Genomic DNA, 20,737 nt, shown 5'->3' on the forward strand with positions numbered 1-20,737 from the left:
CTCGGAAGTAGGGGCAGACGGCACACGACGCCGTCGCTCCCGAAGAGAGGACAGACCGTGAAGAAGCGTCATCTCGTCCCCGTCGTCGCGGCCCTGGCCGGCGCCCTCGCCGTCCCTGCCGCTGTCGCCGCCCCTGCTGCATCGAGCGCATCGAGCGCATCGCGCACCCAGGCATCGGTGGTCGCCGCAGCCGCCCCGATCGGAACGACGAGCCTCGCCGACGTGCTGCTCGCGGACGGCAACCAGTTCGACGGCAACTGGTACGACTACGACATCGTCACCGAGGCGGTCCTCGCCGTGCTCGCGGCCAAACCGAGCAGCCCTGTCGGCCTGCTGACCAAGGGCGATGTGGCACTGACGGCCTTCATCCCCAACGACCGGGCCTTCCAGGTCCTCGCCGCCGACGTGACGGGGCGCTGGTACGGATCCGAGACGAAGGTCTTCCAGGCGCTCGCCGGCGCCGTCGGCATCGACGCCCTGGAGCGGGTCCTGCTCTATCACGTCGTCCCCGGCGGCCCCGTCACCTCGTCGCAGGCCCTCCGGTCCGACGGCGCGATGCTGGCGACGGCACTTCCCGGCAAGAGCATCAAGGTCGACGTGCTGTCGCGCTGGCTCAAGCTCGTCCGCCTCGTCGACGGCGACCGCAACGATGCTGACCCGCTGCTCAACCCGCGGGCGCTCGACATCAACAAGGGCAACCGGCAGATCGCGCACGGCATCGTCCTCGTCCTGCGACCCGCCGACCTCTGACGCCCTCTGACGCCCTCTGACGCCCTCCGTGCGGCCCCCGAGGTCCGCACCGCACACCACCGCTTCCCCTCCCGGATTCACCTCCACCCGAGCGCGGCCCCGTCGCACTCGAGCACTCACCCCTCTGGAAAGGAACGACCATGAAGTCGCTTCGCATCGCCGCCGCCACGACCCTCGCCCTCGCCCCGGCCGCCTTCCTGGCGGCCCCGGCCCACGCGGCCGACGCCACGGTCTCGATCCTCCACGCCGTGCCCGGCGCGACGGTCGACGTCTACGCCAACGGCAAGGCCCTCCTGACGGACTTCAAGCCCGGCACACTGACCGATCCGCTGATGCTCCCCGAGGGCACCTACGACCTCAAGGTCACGCAGGCCGGCGCGGGCGCCGGTGGTGCAGCCGTCATCGAGGCCAACGACGTCAAGGTGCCGGGCGGCGCCAACGTCACCGTCGTCGCGCACCTGTCCGAGGCCGGCAAGCCGGTCCTCACGCCCTTCGTCAACGACACGTCCAAGATCGATGCCGGCAAGGCGCGGATCACCGTGCGCCACACGGCCGCCGCCCCCGCGGTCGACGTCCGGGCCAACGGCACGGTGGCCTTCAAGAACCTCACCAACCCGAACGAGGCCAAGGCCGACCTGCCGGCCGGCACGATCTCGGCCGACGTCGTCCTCGCGGGGACCGACACCGTCGCGATCGGCCCAGCCGACCTCGACCTCAAGGAGGGCACCAACACGATCGTGTACGCGTGGGGCAGCGCCGCCGACAAGAACCTCGAGCTCGCGGTCCAGACCCTCTCCGGCATGCACTCGGCCCCGGGTGGCGTCCCGGCCGGGGCGGGCGGCCAGGCCGCCGCGGCCCGGGAGTCCTCGGAGGTGGCTCGCTACGCGGCCGTCATCGGTGCCGCTGCCGCCGCGGGCGGGCTCGTCCTCGTGTCGCGCCGGCGCGCCACCGGGGTCCGCTGACCCGCTACGCACCCGTCGCCAACGACCGAGATGAAACGCACCGTCGACCCCGGACCGGGTCGCTCCCGGGCCCGGGCGTCGAGCCCGTCCAGGGGGGTGGTCGCCGCGCTCGCGGCCGCCCTCCTGGCGGGCGTGGGCGTGGCGTGGCTGACGCGCGCCTCGGACACCGCCCTCCCCGCGGCGTCCGGGGCGGGCGTCACCAGCACCGCCGCACCCGCAGCCGGCGCCCCCACGACCCCTGCCCCGCAACCGGGGTCGCCGGGGTCGCCGGGGTCGCCGGCCGGGACGGACGGCTCGGCCGGTCCGGCACAACCGGGGGTCCGCCCGGCGACGCAGCAGGCGGGCCCGACCGCGGCGGCCCCCGACCGCCTGACGATCCGCCGTCTCGGCATCGACATGCGGGTCGTTCCGGTGGGCGTCGCCCGTGACGGCGAGATGGCGCTGCCGGAGACGCCGGCGCAGGTGGGCTGGTACCGCTACGGCCCGCGGCCCGGCGACGACGCCGGGTCGACGGTCCTCGCGGCGCACCTCGACATGCCGGGCTACGGGATCGGCCCCATCGCGGCCGTCGAGGAGCTGCGCACGGGCGACGTCATCACGGTGCGGTCGGGCGAGGTGAGCAGGAGGTATGCCGTGACGTCGGTGACCCAGGTCCGCAAGACGACGCTGGACCTCGCCGCCCTCTTCGCCCGCGACGGACCTGCACTGCTCCACGTCGTGACCTGCGGGGGCGACTTCGACCGCGAGCAGCGCCGCTACGACGAGAACGTCGTCGTGACCGCCGAGCCGCTCGCGTGAGCAGGACGTGGTTAGGTGGGTCCGTGCACGTGCACGACGACCCAGACGTCGAGTCCGCCGAGCTCGCCGTCCGGTTGGTCGGTGGGGACCGCGAGGCCCTCGCCGAGATGTACCGCCGCTGGTCCCCCCTCGTGCACACCATCGCCCTGCGCGCCCTCGGCACCAGGGAGGACGCCGAGGACGTCGTCCAGCAGGTGTTCGTCGCCGCCTGGCGGGGACGCGCCACTCTCCGACCCGACCGTGGGTCGCCGGCGGCGTGGCTCGTGGGCATCACGAAGCACCGCGTCGCCGACGTGCGCACGCAGCGCTACCGCGCCCACCGCAACCTGCAGGCGCTCGCGTCCGAAGTGGTCACCGAGCCGACGACCACGCACGACTCCGACTGGGCCGAACGACTGCTCCTCGTCCACGAGCTGGAGCGCATGGGCGATCCGCGGGCGACCGTGCTCCGAATGGCTTTCATCGAGGACCGCACGCACGATGACATCGCCCGCATGCTGCAGATGCCCCTCGGCACCGTGAAGAGCCACGTCAGGCGGGGACTGCTCGAGCTGAGAGACCGACTCAAGGAGGTGGAACGTGTCGCATCCGACTGACGACGAGCTCGTCGACCTCGCCCTGGGCGAGCCCGTCGACGCGAGTCGTTCTGCCCACGTCGAGGAGTGTGCCGTCTGCTCCGCGTCGGTGGAGCAGCTGCGCCGCACCCTGCGCCTCGCCTCAGGACCGCTGGCGTATGCCGGCTGGCAGGCTCCCGACGACGCCGTCTGGGCGCGCGTGACCGCCCAGATCGACGCGGAGCCCGACGCCCCGGTCGATGCCGGGCCGCCCCCCGCGACCATGGCGGGTCCCGACGCCGGACCTGACGCCGGACCCGCGCCCACTCCTCCGGAGACCCCCCTGCCTCGCGACGAGCGACCGTCAGGGACGGACGCCGCCGACCGACCTGACCGACCTGACCGACCCGCGAACCCGACCGGTCCCGCGGCGACGGCGGGGACGGCATACCCCCCCGAACCCGTCCCCGCGGACGCGACGGTCACGCCGATCACGGCGGGCGCCGCTCGTGCGACGCGCCGACGTGCCGCGGCGTGGGGCGCCGCTCTCGTGGCGGCCAGCCTCGTCGTGGGACTGCTCGCCGGGCGGGCCATCTGGAGCCCGAACGAGAGCGGGAGCGTCTCGCAGGTCGCCCTGAAGACCCTCGACACGCGCCAGCGCGAGGGAGAGGCCTCGGTCGTGCGGGCCGGGGACGGGCTCGACCTCAACGTCGTCACCGATCGTCCGCTCGACGCCGGCGACGGCTACCTCGAGGTCTGGCTCATCAACGCCGACGGCAAGCGGATGGTCTCCGTCGGGGTGCTGCGACCCGGCGAGACGGGCACCTTCCCGATCAGCCAGGCGCTCATCGACCAGGGCTACGTCGTCGTCGACATCTCCAAGGAGCAGTTCGACGACAAGCCGGCGCACTCGGGCGACAGCCTGCTGCGGGGCCAGCTGCCCGCCTGAGACTCAGGTCATGAGGTTCTTCATCGCGGCGGTCGCGCCCCTGAGGTAGCGCTCGACGACGTCGCGGTCCCCCTCCGACAGGGTCGCGTCGAGGGCGGCGAGGCTCTCGAACATCGGCGTCATCCGGGCGAGCACCTCGGCGCGGCCGCTGTCGGTGATGACGACCTCGGTGCGGCGGCCGTCGCCGGGGTGTGAGCGACGCTCGGCATGACCGTGGCCGACGAGACGGTCGACGACGCCCGACGAGGCGGCCGACGTCACGCCGAGCACCTTGGCGAGATCGACCGGGCCGATCGGGCCGCGCATGAGGTGCCGGAGCGAGTGCAGCTCAGACGTGCTGAGGCCCGCCTTGCGGGCCACGACCGACGGGACGGCCTCCGAGACCTCGACGAGCTCCTGCAGGGCCGAGAGCGTGGCGGTCGTGCGCCATCCGGGCACCCCGGGCACGAGGCCCACCTCGGGCGGCCCGTCTCCCCGAACGGGCTGCCCTTCATCGACGGACGCATCCTTCGGGGCGCGGGCACGCCTTGGGGCCGGCTGTTGGCCGACGGTCTGTTTGCTGCTAATGTCACTCACCAACTTAGTAATCTACTGAGTAACCCGATGAACCATCTTAACTGGAGGTGTGGCGTGCGTTCGGTGACCGACAGGATCACGCGCAAGTGGTGGGCCGTGGCGATCGTCGTCCTGGCCCTGGCCGGAGCGATGGGCGTCGTGAGCGCCGTGGGCGAGGCGCAGCGCACCTCGGCCTCGACCGACGCCCTGCCGATCGGCTCAGACAGCGCAGCGGCGCTCGAGATGCGCGACCGACTGCCGGAGGCCGAGGGCTCCACGGCCGTCGTCGTCTTCAGCAAGGACTCGGGCACGCTGACCGACGCCGACCTGACGGCCGTCGAGGGACGCGTCGCCCAGGTCCCCGGTGCCGGCCGCGCCCCGCTCCAGCGCAGCGAGGACGGCACGGCCGCGCTCGCGATCGTGCCCGTCGACGCCACGGACGCGACGGACACGGCAGCCCTCGTGGGCGACATCCGCGAGGTGGTCAAGGCCGACCTTCCCGAGGGCGTCACGGCACAAGTGACCGGACCCGCCGCGGTCCAGGCCGACCTCGCCGCGGTCTTCGAGGGCGCCAACACCCGCTTGCTCATCGCCACCGCCTCCGTCGTCGCCCTGCTGCTCGTGCTGACCTACCGCAGCCCCATCCTCTGGATCTTCCCGCTCCTCGTCGTCGGCGTCGCGGACCGACTCGCAGCCGTGGTCGCGACACACACGCTCGCGGCATTCTCCATCGTCTGGGACGAGTCCACCATCGGCATCCTCTCGGTCCTCGTCTTCGGCGCCGGCACCGACTACGCCCTGCTGCTCATCTCGCGCTACCGGGACGAGCTGCGCAGCCACGCCGACCGGCGCGAGGCCATGGCCTTGGCCCTGCGCCGCACGTCCGAGGCCGTCCTGTCGAGCGCCGTCACCGTCGTCATCGGCCTGCTGACCCTGCTGCTCTCGCTCTTCCCGGCGACGCGGGGACTCGGTCTCGCCTGCGCCGTCGGCGTCGTCGTCGCCGCGGCCTTCGTCCTGCTCGTGCTGCCCGCGGCGCTCGTCGTCTTCGACCGCTGGATCTTCTGGCCCAGGGTGCCCCGCGAGGGCGAGGCGGCTCTCGCGGACGGCCACTCGCTGTGGCGCCGCGTCGGCGACCGCGTCGCCGCCCACCCGAAGCGCATCATCAGCGTGACGCTCGTCGTGCTCGCCGTCATGGCGGCCGGCATCGCGGCGATCGACACCGGACTCAAGCCCGCCGACCAGTTCCTCAGCAAGCCCGAGGCCATCGCCGCGAGCGAGCGCCTGGCCCAGTCCTTCCCCGCCGGCAGCGCCGACCCCGCCGTCATCGTCACGACGGCCGACCCGCAGTCCGTGGCGACCGCCGCCGAGGACGTCCCCGGCATCGCCGGCGCGCGCATCGTCAAGCAGGCCGGCGGCGTGGCCGAGGTGGACGCCGTCATCCAGGCGGCGCCAGGATCGGACGAGGCGACCGACACCGTGCGCTCCCTGCGGGCCGCACTCACCCAGCTCCCCGACAGCCACGTCGCGGGCACCGAGGCCGTCGCACTCGACCAGGCGGAGGCGTCGTCGCGCGACCGCCTCGTCATCTTCCCGATCGTGCTGGCTCTCGTCCTGCTGGCCCTCGGACTGCTGCTCCGATCTGTCGTCGCCCCGCTCGTGCTCGTCTCGACGGTCGTCGCGACGTTCCTCGCTAGCGTGGGCGCCTCGTGGTGGATCTTCACGAAGATCTTCGGCTTCTCCGGCCTCGACGACAGCGCGCCGCTCTTCGCCTTCGTCTTCCTCGTGGCGCTCGGCGTCGACTACAACATCTTCCTCGTCACGAGGGCGCGCGAGGAGTCACGCCTGCACGGCTCCCGCCAAGGGATGCTGCGGGGCCTCGCCGCGACGGGGGGCGTCATCACGAGCGCCGGCATCCTGCTCGCCGCGGTCTTCGCGGTGCTCGGCGTCCTGCCGCTCGTCGTCCTGGCCCAGATCGGCGTCATCATCTGCGTCGGCGTCCTGCTCGACACCCTCGTCGTGCGCACGCTCCTCGTCCCGGCCATCGCGGTCGTCCTCGGCGACCGCTTCTGGTGGCCCCGCCGAACGCACCCCTCTGTGTCGGACCGGTCGGCGACCGAGGACGCCGCCCCGGCCGCCCCTGCCGATGCCGATGCCGATGCCGATGCCGATGCCGATGCTCTGACGAAAGTCGGGACAAACTCTTGACATGGAGCGGCAGCCGCCGTTGAATCGGGAGTGCCAACATTAGACAAACCATGGACAAACAGGGCTGATGCCCCAGGCGAAACCCTCGTCCATACCTCGCATCCCCCATCACCGTTCACGGCGCCACCCCCTCGACAGCCCGTGCGGTCTCGATCGACTCCCTCCCCGTCGATCGAGGCAGACCGTGGGCCACGCGCCGGACTCCCTTCCGGCGCGTGGCCCACATCTGCGTGTGCGGGAGTCGCCTCGACCGCCGGATCCGACGCGGACGGCATACGCCATCTGCGTCGCGCTGCTCGGCTCAGACCGGCCATTCCTCGCGGAGCAGGGCCCACGTGTTGTCGTCGAGCCACGTACCGTCCTTGCCCAGCGACTTCGCCCGGATCGTGGCCTCGTGCCGCATCCCGATGCGGCGCAGGACGCGGTTCGAGGCGATGTTGTCGGCGTAGGCGTCGGCCGTGATCCGGCGCAGCCCCAGGTCGCGGAAGCCGATGACGAGCAGCTCGGCGGCGGCCTCGGCCGCCAGCCCGCGGCCCTGGGCGTCCGGATGCAGCGCGTAGCCGATCGTCCCCTCCCACTCCTGTGCCGGCGCGCGGCCGATGCTGTGGCACGGCTCGAGCCGCAGCATGACGTCGCCGACGACGCGACCCGTGCGCCGCTCCTCGACGGCCAGCCCGAGCAGTGGCTCGGCAGCACCAAGGCGTCCCCGCTCGATGCGCTGGGCGATGCGCTCGCGCACCTGGTCGTGGGTCAGGACGTCATGACTCAGGTGGACGACGACCTCGGGCAGGCAGCGGTAGGCGTGGACGGCATCGACGTCGTCGAGCGCCAGCGGACGCAGCAGGAGGCGATCGGTGAGCCGCGGCCACACGAGCCGGGACAGGTCCGGGGACGCCGGCACTAGCGCCAGCCGCCCGCGGCGACCCCGCCGGGCACGTCGCCGGCCGGGTCGTAGGGCGTGCGTGTGAAGCGGAACGACGCGAGGTCGAGGTGCGACGGCGTGCCGTCAGCGGCGCGCACGACCCGAAGCGGCTCACCCGTGTAGTAGCCGTCCAGCCCCACCCAGGCGTCGGGGCCGTCCGCGACGAAGCGCGAGCCCCGGGCCTGGCCGGGCTCACCGAGCACGAGGTGCTCTCCGACGACCTTCGCCGTGGACACGGTCGGCCCCCAGTGCCACGTGCCGACGAGCTCGAGCGCCGACGGGTCGCCCGACGCGAACCACGGCTCCGGTGGTCGCGGCTCGCGCTCGACGAACGCCGAGAGCAGCTCGGGGGCGATCTGGCCCATCCCGCTCGTCGTGTTGGTGACGACGACGACCCCGTCACCGCTCTCGACCTCGACGCGCAGCCCCGCGAGGAAGCCAGGCATCGAGCCGCCGTGGCCGGCACACCTCGTACCGTCGACGTTCCAGACCTGCCAGCCGAGCCCGTGGGCCGTGGTCCAGGGCTGGCCGGGGTTGTCGTTGACCGTGTGGGGCTCGTACATCTCGGCGAGGGTGTCGGGCGACAGGAGCCCGCCGGTGTCGCCCCCGGCGAAGGTGGCCCAGCGCGCCAGGTCCTGCACCGTGGTCCAGAGCTGTCCGGCCGGGGCCATCGCGCCCGCGTCGTGCTCGGGTTCGGGCAGCAGGACGTCGGCGAAGGGGTGCACAGCGAGGCCCTGCGCGGCGCGGCCGCTGGGGCGGGTCGTCGTCCGGGACATGCCGAGCGGGCCGAGCAGGTCACGCCGGACGACCTCGAACCAGTCGACCCCGTGCGCCCGGGCCAGGAGCTCGCCCAGCGCCGCGAAGCCGACGTTCGTGTAGTGGAACCGCCGACCGGCCCGGAAGCGCTGTCCCACAGGCGATCCCGCGATGGAGCCTGCCAGCGACTCCCAGTCCCCACCGGGCGTGCGCTCCCACCACGGGCCGTTCGTCTCGGCCTGCACCCCGGCCCCGTGCGAGAGCAGCTGGGCGATCGTGGCGCCGCCCAACCGCGAGCCGGGCACGTGGTCCTCGAACCGGTCGAGCAGGTCGAGCCGTCCGGCATCGCGCAGTCGCATGACGGCCACTGCCACGAAGGTCTTCGTGATGGAGCCCATCCGGTACTGCGTGTCGGTGTCGGCCGGCTGCCCGCCGAGGCGCCCGTCGAGCGTGCCGATGGCGTCGGACCACACGAGCGTGCCGTCACGCACGACGCCGGCGGCGACCGAGGGCAGGCGCCCGCGACGCTGCTCGGTCGCGAGCAGGTGGTGGAGGTGGCGGGCGGTCACGGGGTCGATCTCGCCATCGGTGGCCGGGACGTCGGCGTCGCTGCGCGGGTCGGTGCTCACCCGCTCCAGCCTAGGCCGGGGGTCTCTGGCGTGGCGCGGGCCACCCCGGCAGGATGGGACGGCGGCCCCACGGTCGCCCCGCATCGGATATCTTGACATCAAGATTTATTCGGGGATCCTCGAAGACCGGATCTCGGCACGAACAGCAACCCGAACGGAGCACCCGCGTTGGACTCGACAATCATCTACACGCACACGGACGAGGCGCCCGCCCTGGCCACGGCCTCGCTGCTGCCCATCGTCTCGGCCTTCGCCAAGCAGGCCGGCGTCGAGGTCGAGACGCGTGACATCTCACTCTCGGGTCGCATCATCGCCGCGTTCCCCGACGCCCTGAAGCCGGAGCAGCGGATCGGTGACGCCCTGGCCGAGCTCGGGGCGCTCGCCAAGGCGCCCGAGGCCAACATCATCAAGCTCCCCAACGTCTCGGCGTCGATCCCGCAGCTCAAGGCCGCCGTCGCCGAGCTCCAGGCCGCGGGCTACGCCCTGCCCGACTACCCCGACAACCCGTCCACCGACGAGGAGAAGGCGGCTCGGGCGGCGTACGACAAGATCAAGGGGTCGGCCGTCAACCCCGTTCTGCGCGAAGGCAACTCGGACCGCCGCGCCCCGGCATCGGTGAAGAGCTACGCGCGAAAGCACCCGCACTCGATGGGCGCCTGGAGCGCCGACTCCAAGACCAACGTCGCAACGATGGGTGCCGACGACTTCCGCCACAACGAGACGTCGGTCGTCCTGCCTGCCGACGACACGCTGCGCGTCGAGCTCGTCGGCGCCGACGGGTCCACCACCGTCCTCAAGGAGTCGATCCCCGTCCTCGCCGGCGAGGTCGTCGACGCGACGTTCATGGATGTCGCGAAGCTGCGTGACTTCCTCTCCGAGCAGGTCGCCCGCGCCAAGGCCGAGGGAGTCCTCTTCTCGGTGCACCTCAAGGCCACGATGATGAAGGTCTCCGATCCGATCATCTTCGGTCACGTCGTGCGCGCCTTCTTCCCCGACGTCTTCGAGACGTATGCCGGCGCGCTGGCCTCCGTGGGCGCGTCCCCCAACGACGGGCTCGGCGCCGTGCTCAAGGCCGTCGAGGGTCTGCCCGCCGACGAGCGCGCCGAGGTCGAGGCCGCCGTCGCCAAGGGCTTCGAGGACGGCCCGGCCATCGCGATGGTCGACTCGAACAAGGGCATCACCAACCTCCACGTGCCGAGCGACGTCATCGTCGACGCATCGATGCCGGCGATGATCCGCACGTCGGGTCACATGTGGGACCGCGAGGGCGGCGAGCAGGACACGCTGGCCGTGCTGCCCGACAGCTCGTACGCCGGCATCTACCAGGTCGTCCTCGACGACTGCCGCACCAACGGCGCCTACGACCCGTCGACGATGGGCTCGGTCTCCAACGTCGGGCTCATGGCGCAGGCGGCCGAGGAGTACGGCAGCCACGACAAGACGTTCGAGATCCCGGCCGACGGCACCGTGCGCGTCGTCGACTCCTCGGGCGCAGCGCTGCTCGAGCACGCCGTCTCGGCGGGCGACATCTGGCGCGCCTGCCAGACCAAGGACGTGCCGATCCGCGACTGGGTCAAGCTCGCCGTCACGCGTGCCCGCGCCACGGGGACGCCGGCGATCTTCTGGCTCGACGCCGACCGCGCCCACGACGCGAACCTCATCACCAAGGTGAACGAGTACCTCACCGAGCACGACACCGACGGCCTGACGATCGAGATCATGAAGCCGACCGACGCGATCGCCTACTCCCTCGGGCGCATCCGCAAGGGCGAGGACACGATCTCGGTCACCGGCAACGTGCTGCGCGACTACCTCACCGACCTCTTCCCGATCCTCGAGCTCGGCACCTCGGCCAAGATGCTGTCGGTCGTCCCGCTCATCAACGGCGGTGGCCTCTTCGAGACCGGCGCCGGCGGCTCGGCCCCGAAGCACGTGCAGCAGCTCGTCCAGGAGAACTACCTCCGCTGGGACAGCCTCGGCGAGTTCCTCGCCCTGGCCGTCAGCTTCGAGCACCTCGCCGACGTCACCGACAACGCCCGCGCGCGGGTGCTCGGCGAGACCCTCGACCGGGCCACCGGCACGCTCCTCGACGAGAACAAGGGACCGGCGCGCAAGGTCGGCCAGATCGACAACCGCGGCAGCCACGTGTGGCTGGCCCTCTACTGGGCCCAGGAGCTCGCCCGGCAGACCGACGACGCCGCGTTGGCCGAGACGTTCGGCCCCGTGGCCCAGGCCCTCGCCGACAACATCGGCACGATCTCCCAGGAGCTCGTCGACGCCCAGGGACACTCGGTCGACATCGGCGGCTACTACCGTCCCGACGCGGCCAAGGTCGCCTCGGTCATGCGTCCGTCGAAGACCTTCAACGAGATCATCGACGCGCTCGCCTGACCGCGTCCGCCCGCAGCACGTGCCCACCCGACTCACGGAGTCGGGTGGGCACGTCGCGTATGCCGCCACGCACGTCGGACGCCGGACGATCCGTGAGCACGGGGTTGGCGGAACGACATACTCCACCACGTCGACTGCTGACGAGAACGCTTGTGACAGTTAGTTGTCCGCGTCGCGCAGGGCGTCACTGGCCTCGGTGATGATGGCCTGCATGGCAGCCGCGGCGGCAACACCGTCGCCGGACTGGACCGCCTCGGCGACGTCACCGTGCAGGCGGACCGCGAGAGGGTTGGGCGTGGCAGGCATGAGGTCGTGGTGGGTGCGGCCCGCGAGCACCTCGCCGACGACGTCGGACAGCGCTGCGAGCATCTCGTTGCCGGAGGCGGCGAGCAGGGTCGAGTGGAAGAGCTGGTCGGCCACGAGGTAGGCCTCGAGGTCGCCCGACTTCGCGTGCACCGCCATCTGCATGACGGCGCCCATGAGCGCCCCGCACTGGTCAGGGGTCGCCCGTGCCGCGGCGAGCTCGGCGGCGACGGGCTCGACTCCTCGACGCACGTCACCGAGACTGAGCAGCTGCTGCTCACGACCCGGCCCGTCGAGGCGCCAGCGGATGACGCGCGGGTCGAAGACGTTCCACGACGTGCTGGGCAGGACGCGCACACCGACGCGCTTGCGGGCCTCGACGAGTCCCATCGAGTCGAGGACGCGGACGGCCTCGCGCACGACGGACCGGGACACCCCGTAGCGCTCGTCGAGCTGGTCGATGCGCAGCACGGCGCCCGGGGCGAGCTCGCCGGTGGCGACCTGTCGGCCGAGGTCGTCGAGCACGCTCGCATGCAGGGCGGGGCGACGGTCCGTGGGCACGGACCCAGCCTGACACACGGCGGTCGTCATCTAGCCCAGCCGGCATTAAAACCGTTTTAATCGTCATCGTGGCTTGATAAGACGCACTTGTTGCTGCACCCTAGTGCGAGCGACTCGACGAAGACGTCGTTCGAGCCGGACGAAGGAGTCACGGAGACATGCAGCACCACCCACCTCCCCTGGTCGTCGTCATGGGGGTGTCCGGCTCGGGCAAGACCACCGTCGGCGCGGCCCTCGCGCAGCGCCTGCGCGTCCCCTTCGCGGACGCCGACGACTTCCACCCCAAGGCCAACATCGACAAGATGTCGGCCGGCATCCCGCTGACGGACGAAGACCGCGGCCCGTGGCTCGCGACCATCGCCGCGTGGCTCGGTGAGCACGCGGAGAGCGGTGGTGTGGCGAGCTGCTCGGCTCTCAAGCGCGCCTACCGCGACGTCCTCGCAGCCGCGGCGCCCCACGTCTTCTTCGTGCACCTGCACGGCGACCCCGACGTCATCGCCGCCCGCGTCGCCGGCCGGCCCGGACACTTCATGCCCACAGCCCTCGTCGAGTCGCAGTTCGCGACGCTCGAGCCCCTCGAGCCGGGCGAGCGCGGAGCCGTCCTCGACGTCGACCAGCCGGTCGACGACCTCGTCGGCCAGTCCCTCACCCTCATCGATCCTCGCGACCCGGAAGCGACCCGCTCATGACCTCCGACCTGCTCTCGATCCTGCCCGTGTCGGCGCTTGCCGCCGACGACCTCCCCGCCATCCCGGCCGGACGGCTGGTCCCCGCGGCCCTGCTCGGCATCGCCGTCCTCGTGGTGCTCATCGTGCGGTTCAAGCTGCACCCGTTCCTGTCCCTGACGCTGGGCTCGCTCACCGTCGGGGCGGTCGCGGGCGTCCCGATGGCCGACGTGCTCGAGAGCTTCACCAAGGGCTTCGGATCGACCGCCGCGGGCGTCGGCATCCTCATCGCCCTCGGCGCGATGTTCGGCAAGCTGCTCGCCGACTCCGGCGGTGCCGACGAGATCGTCGACACGATCATCGGCCGCAGCGGTCCGCGCACCCTGCCGTGGGCGATGGCGGGCGTCGGCGCCCTCATCGGCCTGCCGATGTTCTTCCAGATCGGCCTCGTCCTGCTGATGCCCGTCATCTTTCTCGTCGCGCGCCGCTCGGGACTGTCCCTGGTCCGCGTCGGCATCCCGGCACTCGCCGGCCTGTCGGCCATGCACGGCCTCGTGCCTCCCCACCCGGGCCCGCTCGTGGCGATCGACGCCCTCAAGGCCGACCTCGGAGTCACCCTCGGCCTCGGCATCCTCGTCGCGATCCCGACGATCGCCGTCGCGGGCCCGTGGTTCGCCCGCGTGGCCGCCCGCTGGGTCGACGTCCCCGCGCCCGAGCTCTTCGAGTCGCGTGAGGCCGAGAGCGGACCGCGTCCGTCGTTCCCCGTCACGCTGCTGACCGTCCTGACCCCCGTCGCCCTCATGATGGGCAAGGCGCTCTCCGACATCCTCACCGCCGACGGCACGGCCGTCCGCACCGTCCTCGACTTCCTCGGCACGCCGCTCATCGCACTGCTCATCGCCGTGATCCTCGCGATGTTCACGCTCGGCCGCGGCGCCGGCATGGGTCTCAAGGAGGTCGGGTCGTCCCTCGAGGCCTCCCTCGGCCCGATCGCCGGCATCCTGCTCATCGTCTCCGCCGGCGGCGGCTTCAAGCAGACCCTCGTCGACACCGGCATCGGCCAGCTCGTCGCCGACTGGATCGCGCAGAGCGGCCTGTCCGTGCTGCTGCTGGCCTGGCTCGTCGCGGTCCTGATCCGCCTCGCGACCGGCTCGGCCACCGTCGCGACCGTCACGGCCTCCGGCATCCTCGCTCCGCTCGCGGCCGGGATGCCCACGGCCCAGGTGTCGCTCATGGTGCTCGCCATCGGCGCCGGCTCGGTCTTCTTCTCCCACGTCAACGACGCCGGCTTCTGGCTCGTCAAGGAGTACTTCGGGCTCAAGGTCGGCCAGACCATCAAGTCGTGGTCCGTCATGGAGACGATCCTGTCGGTGACCGGTCTCGTCCTCGTCCTGCTCCTCGACCTCGTCGTCTAGCCGACTCGGAAGCCCAGCACACCCCACCTGAACCGTCGAGAGGCGCAGACCGTGGCCTCTCGACGGTTCAGGGTTGGGCGGGTCAGCGGATGCGGACGCCGCTGATGGCCCTCGCGATGACGAGTCGCTGGATCTCGGACGTGCCCTCGAAGATCGTGTAGATCTTCGCGTCGCGCGACCACCGCTCGACGGGGTGGTCGGTGACGTAGCCGGCCCCACCGAGGATCTGCACCGCCTTGTCGGTCACGGCGACCGCGACCTCACCCGCCTTGAGCTTGCTCATCGAGCCCTCGGCCGCGGTGAACGGCTGGTTCGTGCGCCCCATCCACGACGCCCTCCAGACGAGCAGCCGGGCCGCGTCGATCTCGGTGCGCATGTCGGCGAGCGCGAACGCGATCGCCTGGTTCTCGATGATCGGCCGACCGAAGGCGACGCGGCCCTTGGCGTAGTCGAGGGCGTACTCGTATGCCGCCCTGGCGATCCCGAGCGCCTGCGCACCCACCGTGGGGCGCGAGATCTCGAACGTCCGCATGGCCGCCTGTCCGCTCGACGACCCTCCCTCGCGGGCCCGGGCGAGGCGCTCGTCGAGCTTGTCCTTGCCGCCGAGCAGGCACGAGCCCGGCACGCGCACGTCGTCGAGGAAGACGTCGGCGGTGTGCGAGGCGCGCAGGCCGAGCTTGCGCAGCTTCTTGGCGCCCTCGAGCCCCTTCGTGCCGGGCGGGACGACGAAGGCGGCCTGCCCGCGCGAGCCGAGGTCGGGGTCGACGACGGCCGTCACGACGTGGACGTTGGCGATGCCGCCGTTGGTGATGTAGGCCTTCTGGCCATTGAGGATCCACTCGTCGGCGGCCTCGTCGTAGCGGGCCCGCGTGCGCATGGCGCCGACGTCGGAGCCGGCCTGCGGCTCGGTCGTCGCGAAGGCCCCGAGCTTCGGGTCGTCGGCGTCGCCGTAGCACTGCGGCAGCCACTCGACCATCTGTTCGGGGGTGCCCGAGCCGTAGATCGCGGCCACCGCGAGGGTCGTGCCGAAGATCGACATCCCGATGCCCGCGTCACCCCAGAAGAGCTCCTCGTTGGCGAGGTTGATCGAGATGCCGGTCGGGTCGGACCAGCACTGGGCCAGGAACTCGAAGCCGTAGAGGCCGTTCCTGGCCGCCTCCTGGATGACCGGCCAGGGCGTCTCCTCCCTCGCGTCCCACTCGGAGGCGGCCGGGCGCACGACGTCGGCGGCGAAGCCGTGCACCCAGTCGCGCAGCTCGGTCTGGTCGTCGTTCAGGGCGAGCGAGAACTCCACCACGACGTGCCTCAGGCCTTGGGGATGTCGAAGAAGTTCGCGATGTTGGCTGCGAGCCCGAGGTCGCCCTTGGCCTTGATCTTGCCGGTCATGAACATCATGACCGGGTTGCCGCTCTTGGTGATGACCTTGGTGAAGTCGACGGGCGACATGGCGAGCGACAGCGTCGAGTCGCCGTCGTGGCCGGGCACCGACGTGCACGTGCCGTCGGCGAAGCGCACGGTCCACTCGTCGGCGCCGCCGTCGGGACGGCCGGTGATGCTCCAGTGCGTCGTCGCGGTCGTCGATCCGGCGCGGTCGGGGCGGAAGAGCTCAGGCATCCGACGGAAGATCGCGTCGACGATCGGGCCGCGGTTGGCGCTCTCCATGACCTCCTTGACGTCCTTGTCGGACATCTCCTTGACGATGCGGATGAACTCGCCGGGCTCGACGGCGGCGAGCTCGTCGGCGGTGGCGGTCGTGAAGTCGATCTCGGGCATCGGGGGTCCCTCCGGAGGAAACGGCATTGTTACCGCGAGTAGGTTACCGGACGGTCACCCGTCGAGGAACCAGCCGGCCACCATCCCGTCGGGACGGCCGGGCTCGATGTAGTGCTCCCACGCGAAGGCCACGGCGAACATCTCGACCGGCATCTGGAGCATCCCCTGCGCGTCGGACTGGCTCGCGTGCGCCTTGAGCGCCGATCGCTTGACCTCGAGGAACTCGCTGACGTCGCAGGCCCAGTGCAGCTCGCTCTCGAGGCTGCCGAGGGGGTTGCCGTCGTCCATCGGCTGGCTGGGGTCCCACTCCCCCATGTCGAGGCCTGCGGCCATCGCGGCCTGGTGCGAGCGGATCATCGCGTCGCGGTTCATCGAGCCCTCGAGGTAGCGGGGCGTGCCGGCGAGCTCGGCGGCACGCTTCGTCACGGCGTGCACCTTGACGTGGTCGGGGTGGCCGTAGCCGCCGTGCCAGTCGTAGCCGACGACGACGTCGGCCGCCTCCTCGCCCAGGACGGCCGCGAGGCGCTGCGCCGCCTCCTCCGTGTCGGCCCGGGCGAAGCTCTCCTCGTGGTCGTTCTGGGCCCACCCGGTCATGCCGGAGTCGGCGTAGCCGAGGAACTCGACGCGATGGGTGCCGATGACGGCGTTGGAGGCCGCGGCCTCGGCCCGGCGCCGCTCGACGACGGTCTCGCCGTCGGCCAGGTCGTCGGGGGCGTCGCCGTGGTCACCGTTGGTGGCGACGACGAGCACGACGCGGTGGCCCTCGCTGACGGCCCGCGCCATCGAGCCGGCGGACTGCGAGGCCTCGTCGTCGGGGTGGGCGTGGACGAAGACAACGGTTGACATGGGATCAGCCTCTCACCGCGGGCCGACGTTCCCGTCACCAGCGCCACCGGGCGCGACCGGCAGCGTGTAGACGACGTAGCCCTCGAACGTCGCGACCTCGTCGTAGAGGCGGCGGGCGAGGGCGTTCGACTCGTGGGTCTGCCAGTAGACGCTGCCACAGCCGTGCTCGCGTGCCCAGTCACGCACGGCCGCGATGGGGGCGCTCGCCACGCCGCGACCACGCACCGCCGGGTCGGTGAAGAGGTCCTCGAGGTAGCAGAGGTCGGGCTCGCTCGAGCTGGGGTGCACGAGGAAGTGGGTGATCCCGACGAGCTCGCCGTCGAGCCATGCCCCGAGCCCGTGCAGTCTTGTGTCAGAGGCGATCTCGCGCCACGCCCGGTCGTATGCCGTCTGGCCGAGCTCACGCTCGTAGAAGCGGATGTACGCGCGGAAGAGCGTCTCCCACCGGTCCCGGTCGGTGGGTTCCAGACGTCGGGTCTCGATCACGACCCGACGCTAGCGCGACGGCACCGTCCCCGGCAGGGCCACCTCACGGCATACGCGATGAGCCACTCGAGTGAGCGCCAAACCACACTCGAGTGAGCACGCGGTCACAGACGAGCGAGCGCCCCACCCCACGAAGGTGGGACGGGGCGCTCACTCGAGTGGGACGGAGCGCTCACTCGACGTGGTGGGTCAGGCCTTCTTGGCGGTGGCCTTCTTCGTCGTGCGCGTCGTCGCCTTCTTCGCGGTCTTCTTCGCCGTCTTCTTCACGGCGCGCTTGCGGGTCGTCGGGCCCTTGGCGCGCTTCTCGGCGAGCAGCTCGAAGCCCCGCTCCGGCGTGATCGCCTCGGGGTCGTCGTCCTTGCGCAGCGTCGCGTTGGTCTCGCCGTCGGTGACATACGGACCGAAGCGGCCGTCCTTGACGACGACGGGCTTGCCGCTGACGGGGTCGGCGCCGAGCTCCTTGAGGGGCGGGGCGGCCGCGGCACGACCGCGCTGCTTGGGCTGGGCGTAGATCGCGAGCGCCTCGTCGAGCGTGATGTCGAAGAGCTGCTGCTCGGTCGTCAGCGACCGCGAGTCGGTGCCCTTCTTGAGGTACGGGCCGTACCGACCGTTCTGCGCGGTGATCTCGACACCTTCGGCGTCGGCACCGACGACGCGCGGCAGCGAGAGCAGCTTGAGCGCCGAGTCGAGGTCGAGCGTCGCGAGCTCCATGTCCTTGAAGAGCGAGGCCGTGCGCGGCTTGACCTTGGCGGCCTTCTTGGCCTTGGGCTTGTCGGCCGCGGCGGCGTCGTCGTCGTCGATGACCTCGGTGACGTAGGGCCCGTAGCGCCCGGCGCGCGCGATGATCTCGCGGCCGGTCTCGGGGTCCTTGCCGAGCACCTTGCCGTCGTCGGCGGCGACCTCGAGCAGCTCGCGCGCCTTCCCGGGCGTCATCTCGTCGGGCGCGATGTCGTCGGTGATCGTCGCGCGGCGCGGCGTCGACGGCACCTCGGCGCCGTCCGCGACCTCGCCCGTCGCGAGGTCGACGCCCGCGGGCACGAGCTCCTCGACGTAGGGGCCGTAACGGCCGACGCGCACGACCATGCCGTCGCCGATCGGGATCGTGCTGATCTCCTTGGCGTCGATCTCGCCGAGGTCCTCGACGAGGTTGCGCAGACCGGCGGCCGAGGTGGCCTCCTCGCCGAAGTAGAACCGCTTGAGCCACGCGACGCGACCCTCGTCGCCGTTGGCGATGCGGTCGAGGTCCTCCTCCATCGAGGCGGTGAACTCGTAGTCGACGAGGTTGCCGAAGTGCTCCTCGAGCAGCCGGGTCACGGCGAAGGCGAGCCACGTCGGCACGAGGGCCTGGCCCTTGGTGAAGACGTAGCCGCGGTCCTGGATCGTGCCGATCGTCGAGGCGTACGTCGAGGGGCGGCCGATGCCGCGCTCCTCCATCGCCTTGACGAGGGTGGCCTCGGTGAAGCGGGCGGGCGGGCTCGTCTCGTGGCCGTCGGCCTCGGCGCGCACGACCTCGAGCGGGACGCCGGCGCTCAGCTTGGGCAGGCGACGCTCCTCGGCGGCGGCGTCGGCGCGGGCGGCGGACTCGTCGTCCCGGCCCTCCTCGTAGGCGGCGAGGAAGCCCTTGAAGGTGATGACGGTGCCGCTCGCGCTGAACTCGACCGACTGGGCGCCCTCGAGCGCCGTGTCGACAGCGAGCTTGACGGTGGCGGTCGAGCCGCGGGCGTCGGCCATCTGCGAGGCGACGGTGCGCTTCCAGATCAGCTCGTAGAGCGCGAACTCCTCGCCGCGCAGCGACCCGGCGACCTGGGCCGGGCTGCGGAAGCGGTCGCCGGCGGGACGGATGGCCTCGTGGGCCTCCTGCGCGTTCTTGACCTTCTTCTCGTAGCGGCGCGGGCTGTCCGGAACGTACTCGGCGCCGTACATGTCGCGTGCCTGGCTGCGCGCGGCGGTCATCGCGGCGTCCGACAGCGTCGTGCTGTCGGTACGCATGTAGGTGATGTAGCCGTTCTCGTAGAGCCGCTGCGCCACGCGCATCGCGTTCTTGGACGACATCCGCAGCTTGCGGGACGCCTCCTGCTGGAGGGTCGAGGTCGTGAACGGGGCCGACGGGCGGCGGGTGTAGGGCTTCTCCTGGACGTCGGTGACGCGCGCTGTGAGGGGCAGGCACGCCTCGGCGATCCGGGTCGCGAGGGCCTCGTCGAGGTGGACGACGCCCTTGCCGGTCAAGCGGCCGTCGTCGGCGAAGTCGCGACCGGTGGCGACGCGGACGCCGTCGACGGAAGACAGTCGTGCCGTGAACTGCTGGCTCGCACTGTCGGGGGTGAAGTCGCCCTCGACGTCCCAGTAGGAGGAGCGGACGAACGCCATGCGCTCACGCTCGCGCTCGACGACCATGCGGGTCGCGACGGACTGGACGCGGCCGGCCGAGAGGCCCTGGCGGACCTTGCGCCACAGGACCGGGCTGACCTCGTAGCCGTAGAGGCGGTCGAGGATGCGGCGGGTCTCCTGGGCGTCGACCATCGCGGTGTCGATCTCGCGGGTGTCGTTGACGGCCCGCTGGATCGCCTCGCGGGTGATCTCGTGGAACACCATGCGCTTGACAGGGACCCGCGGCTTGAGCGCCTCGAGCAGGTGCCACGCGATGGCCTCGCCCTCGCGGTCCTCATCGGTGGCGAGGTAGAGCTCGCTGGCGTCCTTGAGGAGCCGCTTGAGCTCGGCGACCTTCTTCTTCTTGTCCGGGTCGACGACGTAGTACGGCTCGAAGCCGTTGTCGACGTCGACGGCGAACTTGCCGAACGGGCCCTTCTTCATGTCGGCCGGCAGCTCGGAGGGGTTCGGCAGGTCACGGATGTGACCCACGGACGCCTCGACCTCGAAGTCGCCTCCGAGGTAGCCGGCGATGGTCTTCGCCTTGGCGGGCGACTCGACGATGACGAGCTTGCGGCCCTTGCCTGCGGCCATGGTGCACCTTCAACTTCCCGCATCTCACGTGCAGCGGATTCGTCGCTGCCCCGACGTGGACGCGGACCGACCGTAACAGCCCGCGCCGAGTGCGGTCTCACGACATCCACCGGAGAGGGGCGTATGCCGTCCGCCGCAGCCCCGGTCCTCGGGCTCGCTCGGGTGGCGGGTGCGGTCACCTGCCGCGGGTGCGGCGAAAAGGGGCCACCGGGCATACGCCCTCGGGAATGATGGCGATCCAACGCTCGTTCCCCAT

Annotated in this window: 18 protein-coding genes; 9 read left to right on the top strand and 9 right to left on the bottom strand. The window is 71.5% G+C overall.

Annotated elements, in window-relative coordinates:
* Nucleotides 1–57: 57 nt before the first annotated feature.
* The 5 genes from ASE25_RS15375 (at nucleotide 58) to ASE25_RS15395 (ending at nucleotide 4,013) form a co-directional block, all read left to right on the top strand.
* A complete protein-coding gene (locus ASE25_RS15375) occupies nucleotides 58–750 on the top strand; it encodes a fasciclin domain-containing protein (protein ID WP_056826498.1) in 693 nt (230 codons plus the stop codon).
* A 140-nt stretch (nucleotides 751–890) separates the two neighbouring features.
* A complete protein-coding gene (locus ASE25_RS15380; RefSeq protein WP_056773755.1) occupies nucleotides 891–1,712 on the top strand; it encodes a DUF4397 domain-containing protein in 822 nt (273 codons plus the stop codon).
* Between the two features lie 30 nt (nucleotides 1,713–1,742).
* On the top strand, nucleotides 1,743–2,510 hold the full coding sequence (locus tag ASE25_RS15385; RefSeq protein ID WP_157623452.1) for a class F sortase: 768 nt from the start codon (nucleotides 1,743–1,745) through the stop codon (nucleotides 2,508–2,510).
* A gap of 23 nt (nucleotides 2,511–2,533) precedes the next feature.
* Entirely contained in the window at nucleotides 2,534–3,106 is a 573-nt protein-coding gene (locus ASE25_RS15390) for an RNA polymerase sigma factor (protein ID WP_056826500.1), read from the top strand.
* Nucleotides 3,090–4,013 carry an anti-sigma factor gene (locus ASE25_RS15395; RefSeq protein WP_056826501.1) on the top strand — a complete coding sequence of 308 codons (924 nt, stop codon included), beginning with the start codon at nucleotides 3,090–3,092 and terminating at the stop codon, nucleotides 4,011–4,013. The genes ASE25_RS15390 and ASE25_RS15395 overlap by 17 nt, the downstream gene beginning before the upstream one ends.
* A gap of 3 nt (nucleotides 4,014–4,016) precedes the next feature.
* On the opposite strand, the gene ASE25_RS15400 is transcribed toward ASE25_RS15395, so the two are convergent.
* Nucleotides 4,017–4,460, bottom strand: a complete 444-nt coding sequence (locus tag ASE25_RS15400; RefSeq protein WP_235508700.1) for a MarR family winged helix-turn-helix transcriptional regulator — start codon at nucleotides 4,458–4,460, stop codon at nucleotides 4,017–4,019.
* 192 nt (nucleotides 4,461–4,652) lie between these two features.
* Between ASE25_RS15400 and ASE25_RS15405 the strand changes: the two genes are divergently transcribed.
* Nucleotides 4,653–6,773, top strand: a complete 2,121-nt coding sequence (locus ASE25_RS15405; protein WP_235508701.1) for an MMPL family transporter — start codon at nucleotides 4,653–4,655, stop codon at nucleotides 6,771–6,773.
* 301 nt (nucleotides 6,774–7,074) lie between these two features.
* Here the strand turns inward: ASE25_RS15405 and ASE25_RS15410 are convergent, their stop codons facing one another.
* Together ASE25_RS15410 and ASE25_RS15415 are read right to left on the bottom strand one after the other, a co-directional pair.
* The gene (locus tag ASE25_RS15410) at nucleotides 7,075–7,674 is read right to left on the bottom strand and encodes a GNAT family N-acetyltransferase (protein ID WP_162260612.1); all 600 of its coding nucleotides are present in this window, start codon (nucleotides 7,672–7,674) and stop codon (nucleotides 7,075–7,077) included.
* On the bottom strand, nucleotides 7,674–9,080 hold the full coding sequence (locus ASE25_RS15415; RefSeq protein WP_157623453.1) for a serine hydrolase: 1,407 nt from the start codon (nucleotides 9,078–9,080) through the stop codon (nucleotides 7,674–7,676). The genes ASE25_RS15410 and ASE25_RS15415 overlap by 1 nt, the downstream gene beginning before the upstream one ends.
* A 168-nt stretch (nucleotides 9,081–9,248) precedes the next feature.
* Between ASE25_RS15415 and ASE25_RS15420 the strand changes: the two genes are divergently transcribed.
* Nucleotides 9,249–11,471: an NADP-dependent isocitrate dehydrogenase gene (locus ASE25_RS15420; RefSeq protein ID WP_056826503.1), complete on the top strand. Its 2,223-nt coding sequence runs from the start codon at nucleotides 9,249–9,251 to the stop codon at nucleotides 11,469–11,471.
* Nucleotides 11,472–11,630: 159 nt separating this feature from the next.
* Here the strand turns inward: ASE25_RS15420 and ASE25_RS15425 are convergent, their stop codons facing one another.
* The gene (locus ASE25_RS15425; RefSeq protein ID WP_200959131.1) at nucleotides 11,631–12,335 is read right to left on the bottom strand and encodes a FadR/GntR family transcriptional regulator; all 705 of its coding nucleotides are present in this window, start codon (nucleotides 12,333–12,335) and stop codon (nucleotides 11,631–11,633) included.
* Nucleotides 12,336–12,493: 158 nt separating this feature from the next.
* Between ASE25_RS15425 and ASE25_RS15430 the strand changes: the two genes are divergently transcribed.
* The gene (locus tag ASE25_RS15430) at nucleotides 12,494–13,024 is read left to right on the top strand and encodes a gluconokinase (RefSeq protein WP_056826505.1); all 531 of its coding nucleotides are present in this window, start codon (nucleotides 12,494–12,496) and stop codon (nucleotides 13,022–13,024) included.
* A complete protein-coding gene (locus tag ASE25_RS15435) occupies nucleotides 13,021–14,415 on the top strand; it encodes a GntP family permease (RefSeq protein WP_157623454.1) in 1,395 nt (464 codons plus the stop codon). The genes ASE25_RS15430 and ASE25_RS15435 overlap by 4 nt, the downstream gene beginning before the upstream one ends.
* An 82-nt stretch (nucleotides 14,416–14,497) precedes the next feature.
* On the opposite strand, the gene ASE25_RS15440 is transcribed toward ASE25_RS15435, so the two are convergent.
* From ASE25_RS15440 to topA, 5 genes are all read right to left on the bottom strand, one after another.
* The gene (locus ASE25_RS15440; RefSeq protein WP_235508702.1) at nucleotides 14,498–15,709 is read right to left on the bottom strand and encodes an acyl-CoA dehydrogenase family protein; all 1,212 of its coding nucleotides are present in this window, start codon (nucleotides 15,707–15,709) and stop codon (nucleotides 14,498–14,500) included.
* Between the two features lie 11 nt (nucleotides 15,710–15,720).
* Nucleotides 15,721–16,188 (bottom strand): SCP2 sterol-binding domain-containing protein, encoded by a 468-nt coding sequence (locus tag ASE25_RS15445; protein WP_056773783.1) that lies wholly within the window; start codon nucleotides 16,186–16,188, stop codon nucleotides 15,721–15,723.
* A 54-nt stretch (nucleotides 16,189–16,242) separates the two neighbouring features.
* Complete coding sequence (locus ASE25_RS15450) at nucleotides 16,243–17,034, bottom strand: PIG-L deacetylase family protein (RefSeq protein WP_056773787.1); 792 nt, start codon at nucleotides 17,032–17,034, stop codon at nucleotides 16,243–16,245.
* Nucleotides 17,035–17,046: 12 nt separating this feature from the next.
* A complete protein-coding gene (locus ASE25_RS15455) occupies nucleotides 17,047–17,520 on the bottom strand; it encodes a GNAT family N-acetyltransferase (RefSeq protein WP_056826506.1) in 474 nt (157 codons plus the stop codon).
* Nucleotides 17,521–17,709: 189 nt separating this feature from the next.
* On the bottom strand, nucleotides 17,710–20,481 hold the full coding sequence (topA, locus tag ASE25_RS15460; RefSeq protein WP_056773792.1) for a type I DNA topoisomerase: 2,772 nt from the start codon (nucleotides 20,479–20,481) through the stop codon (nucleotides 17,710–17,712).
* Nucleotides 20,482–20,737 lie beyond the last annotated feature (256 nt).

Source organism: Terrabacter sp. Root85 (genome assembly GCF_001429185.1).
Taxonomy (GTDB): Bacteria; Actinomycetota; Actinomycetes; order Actinomycetales; family Dermatophilaceae; genus Terrabacter.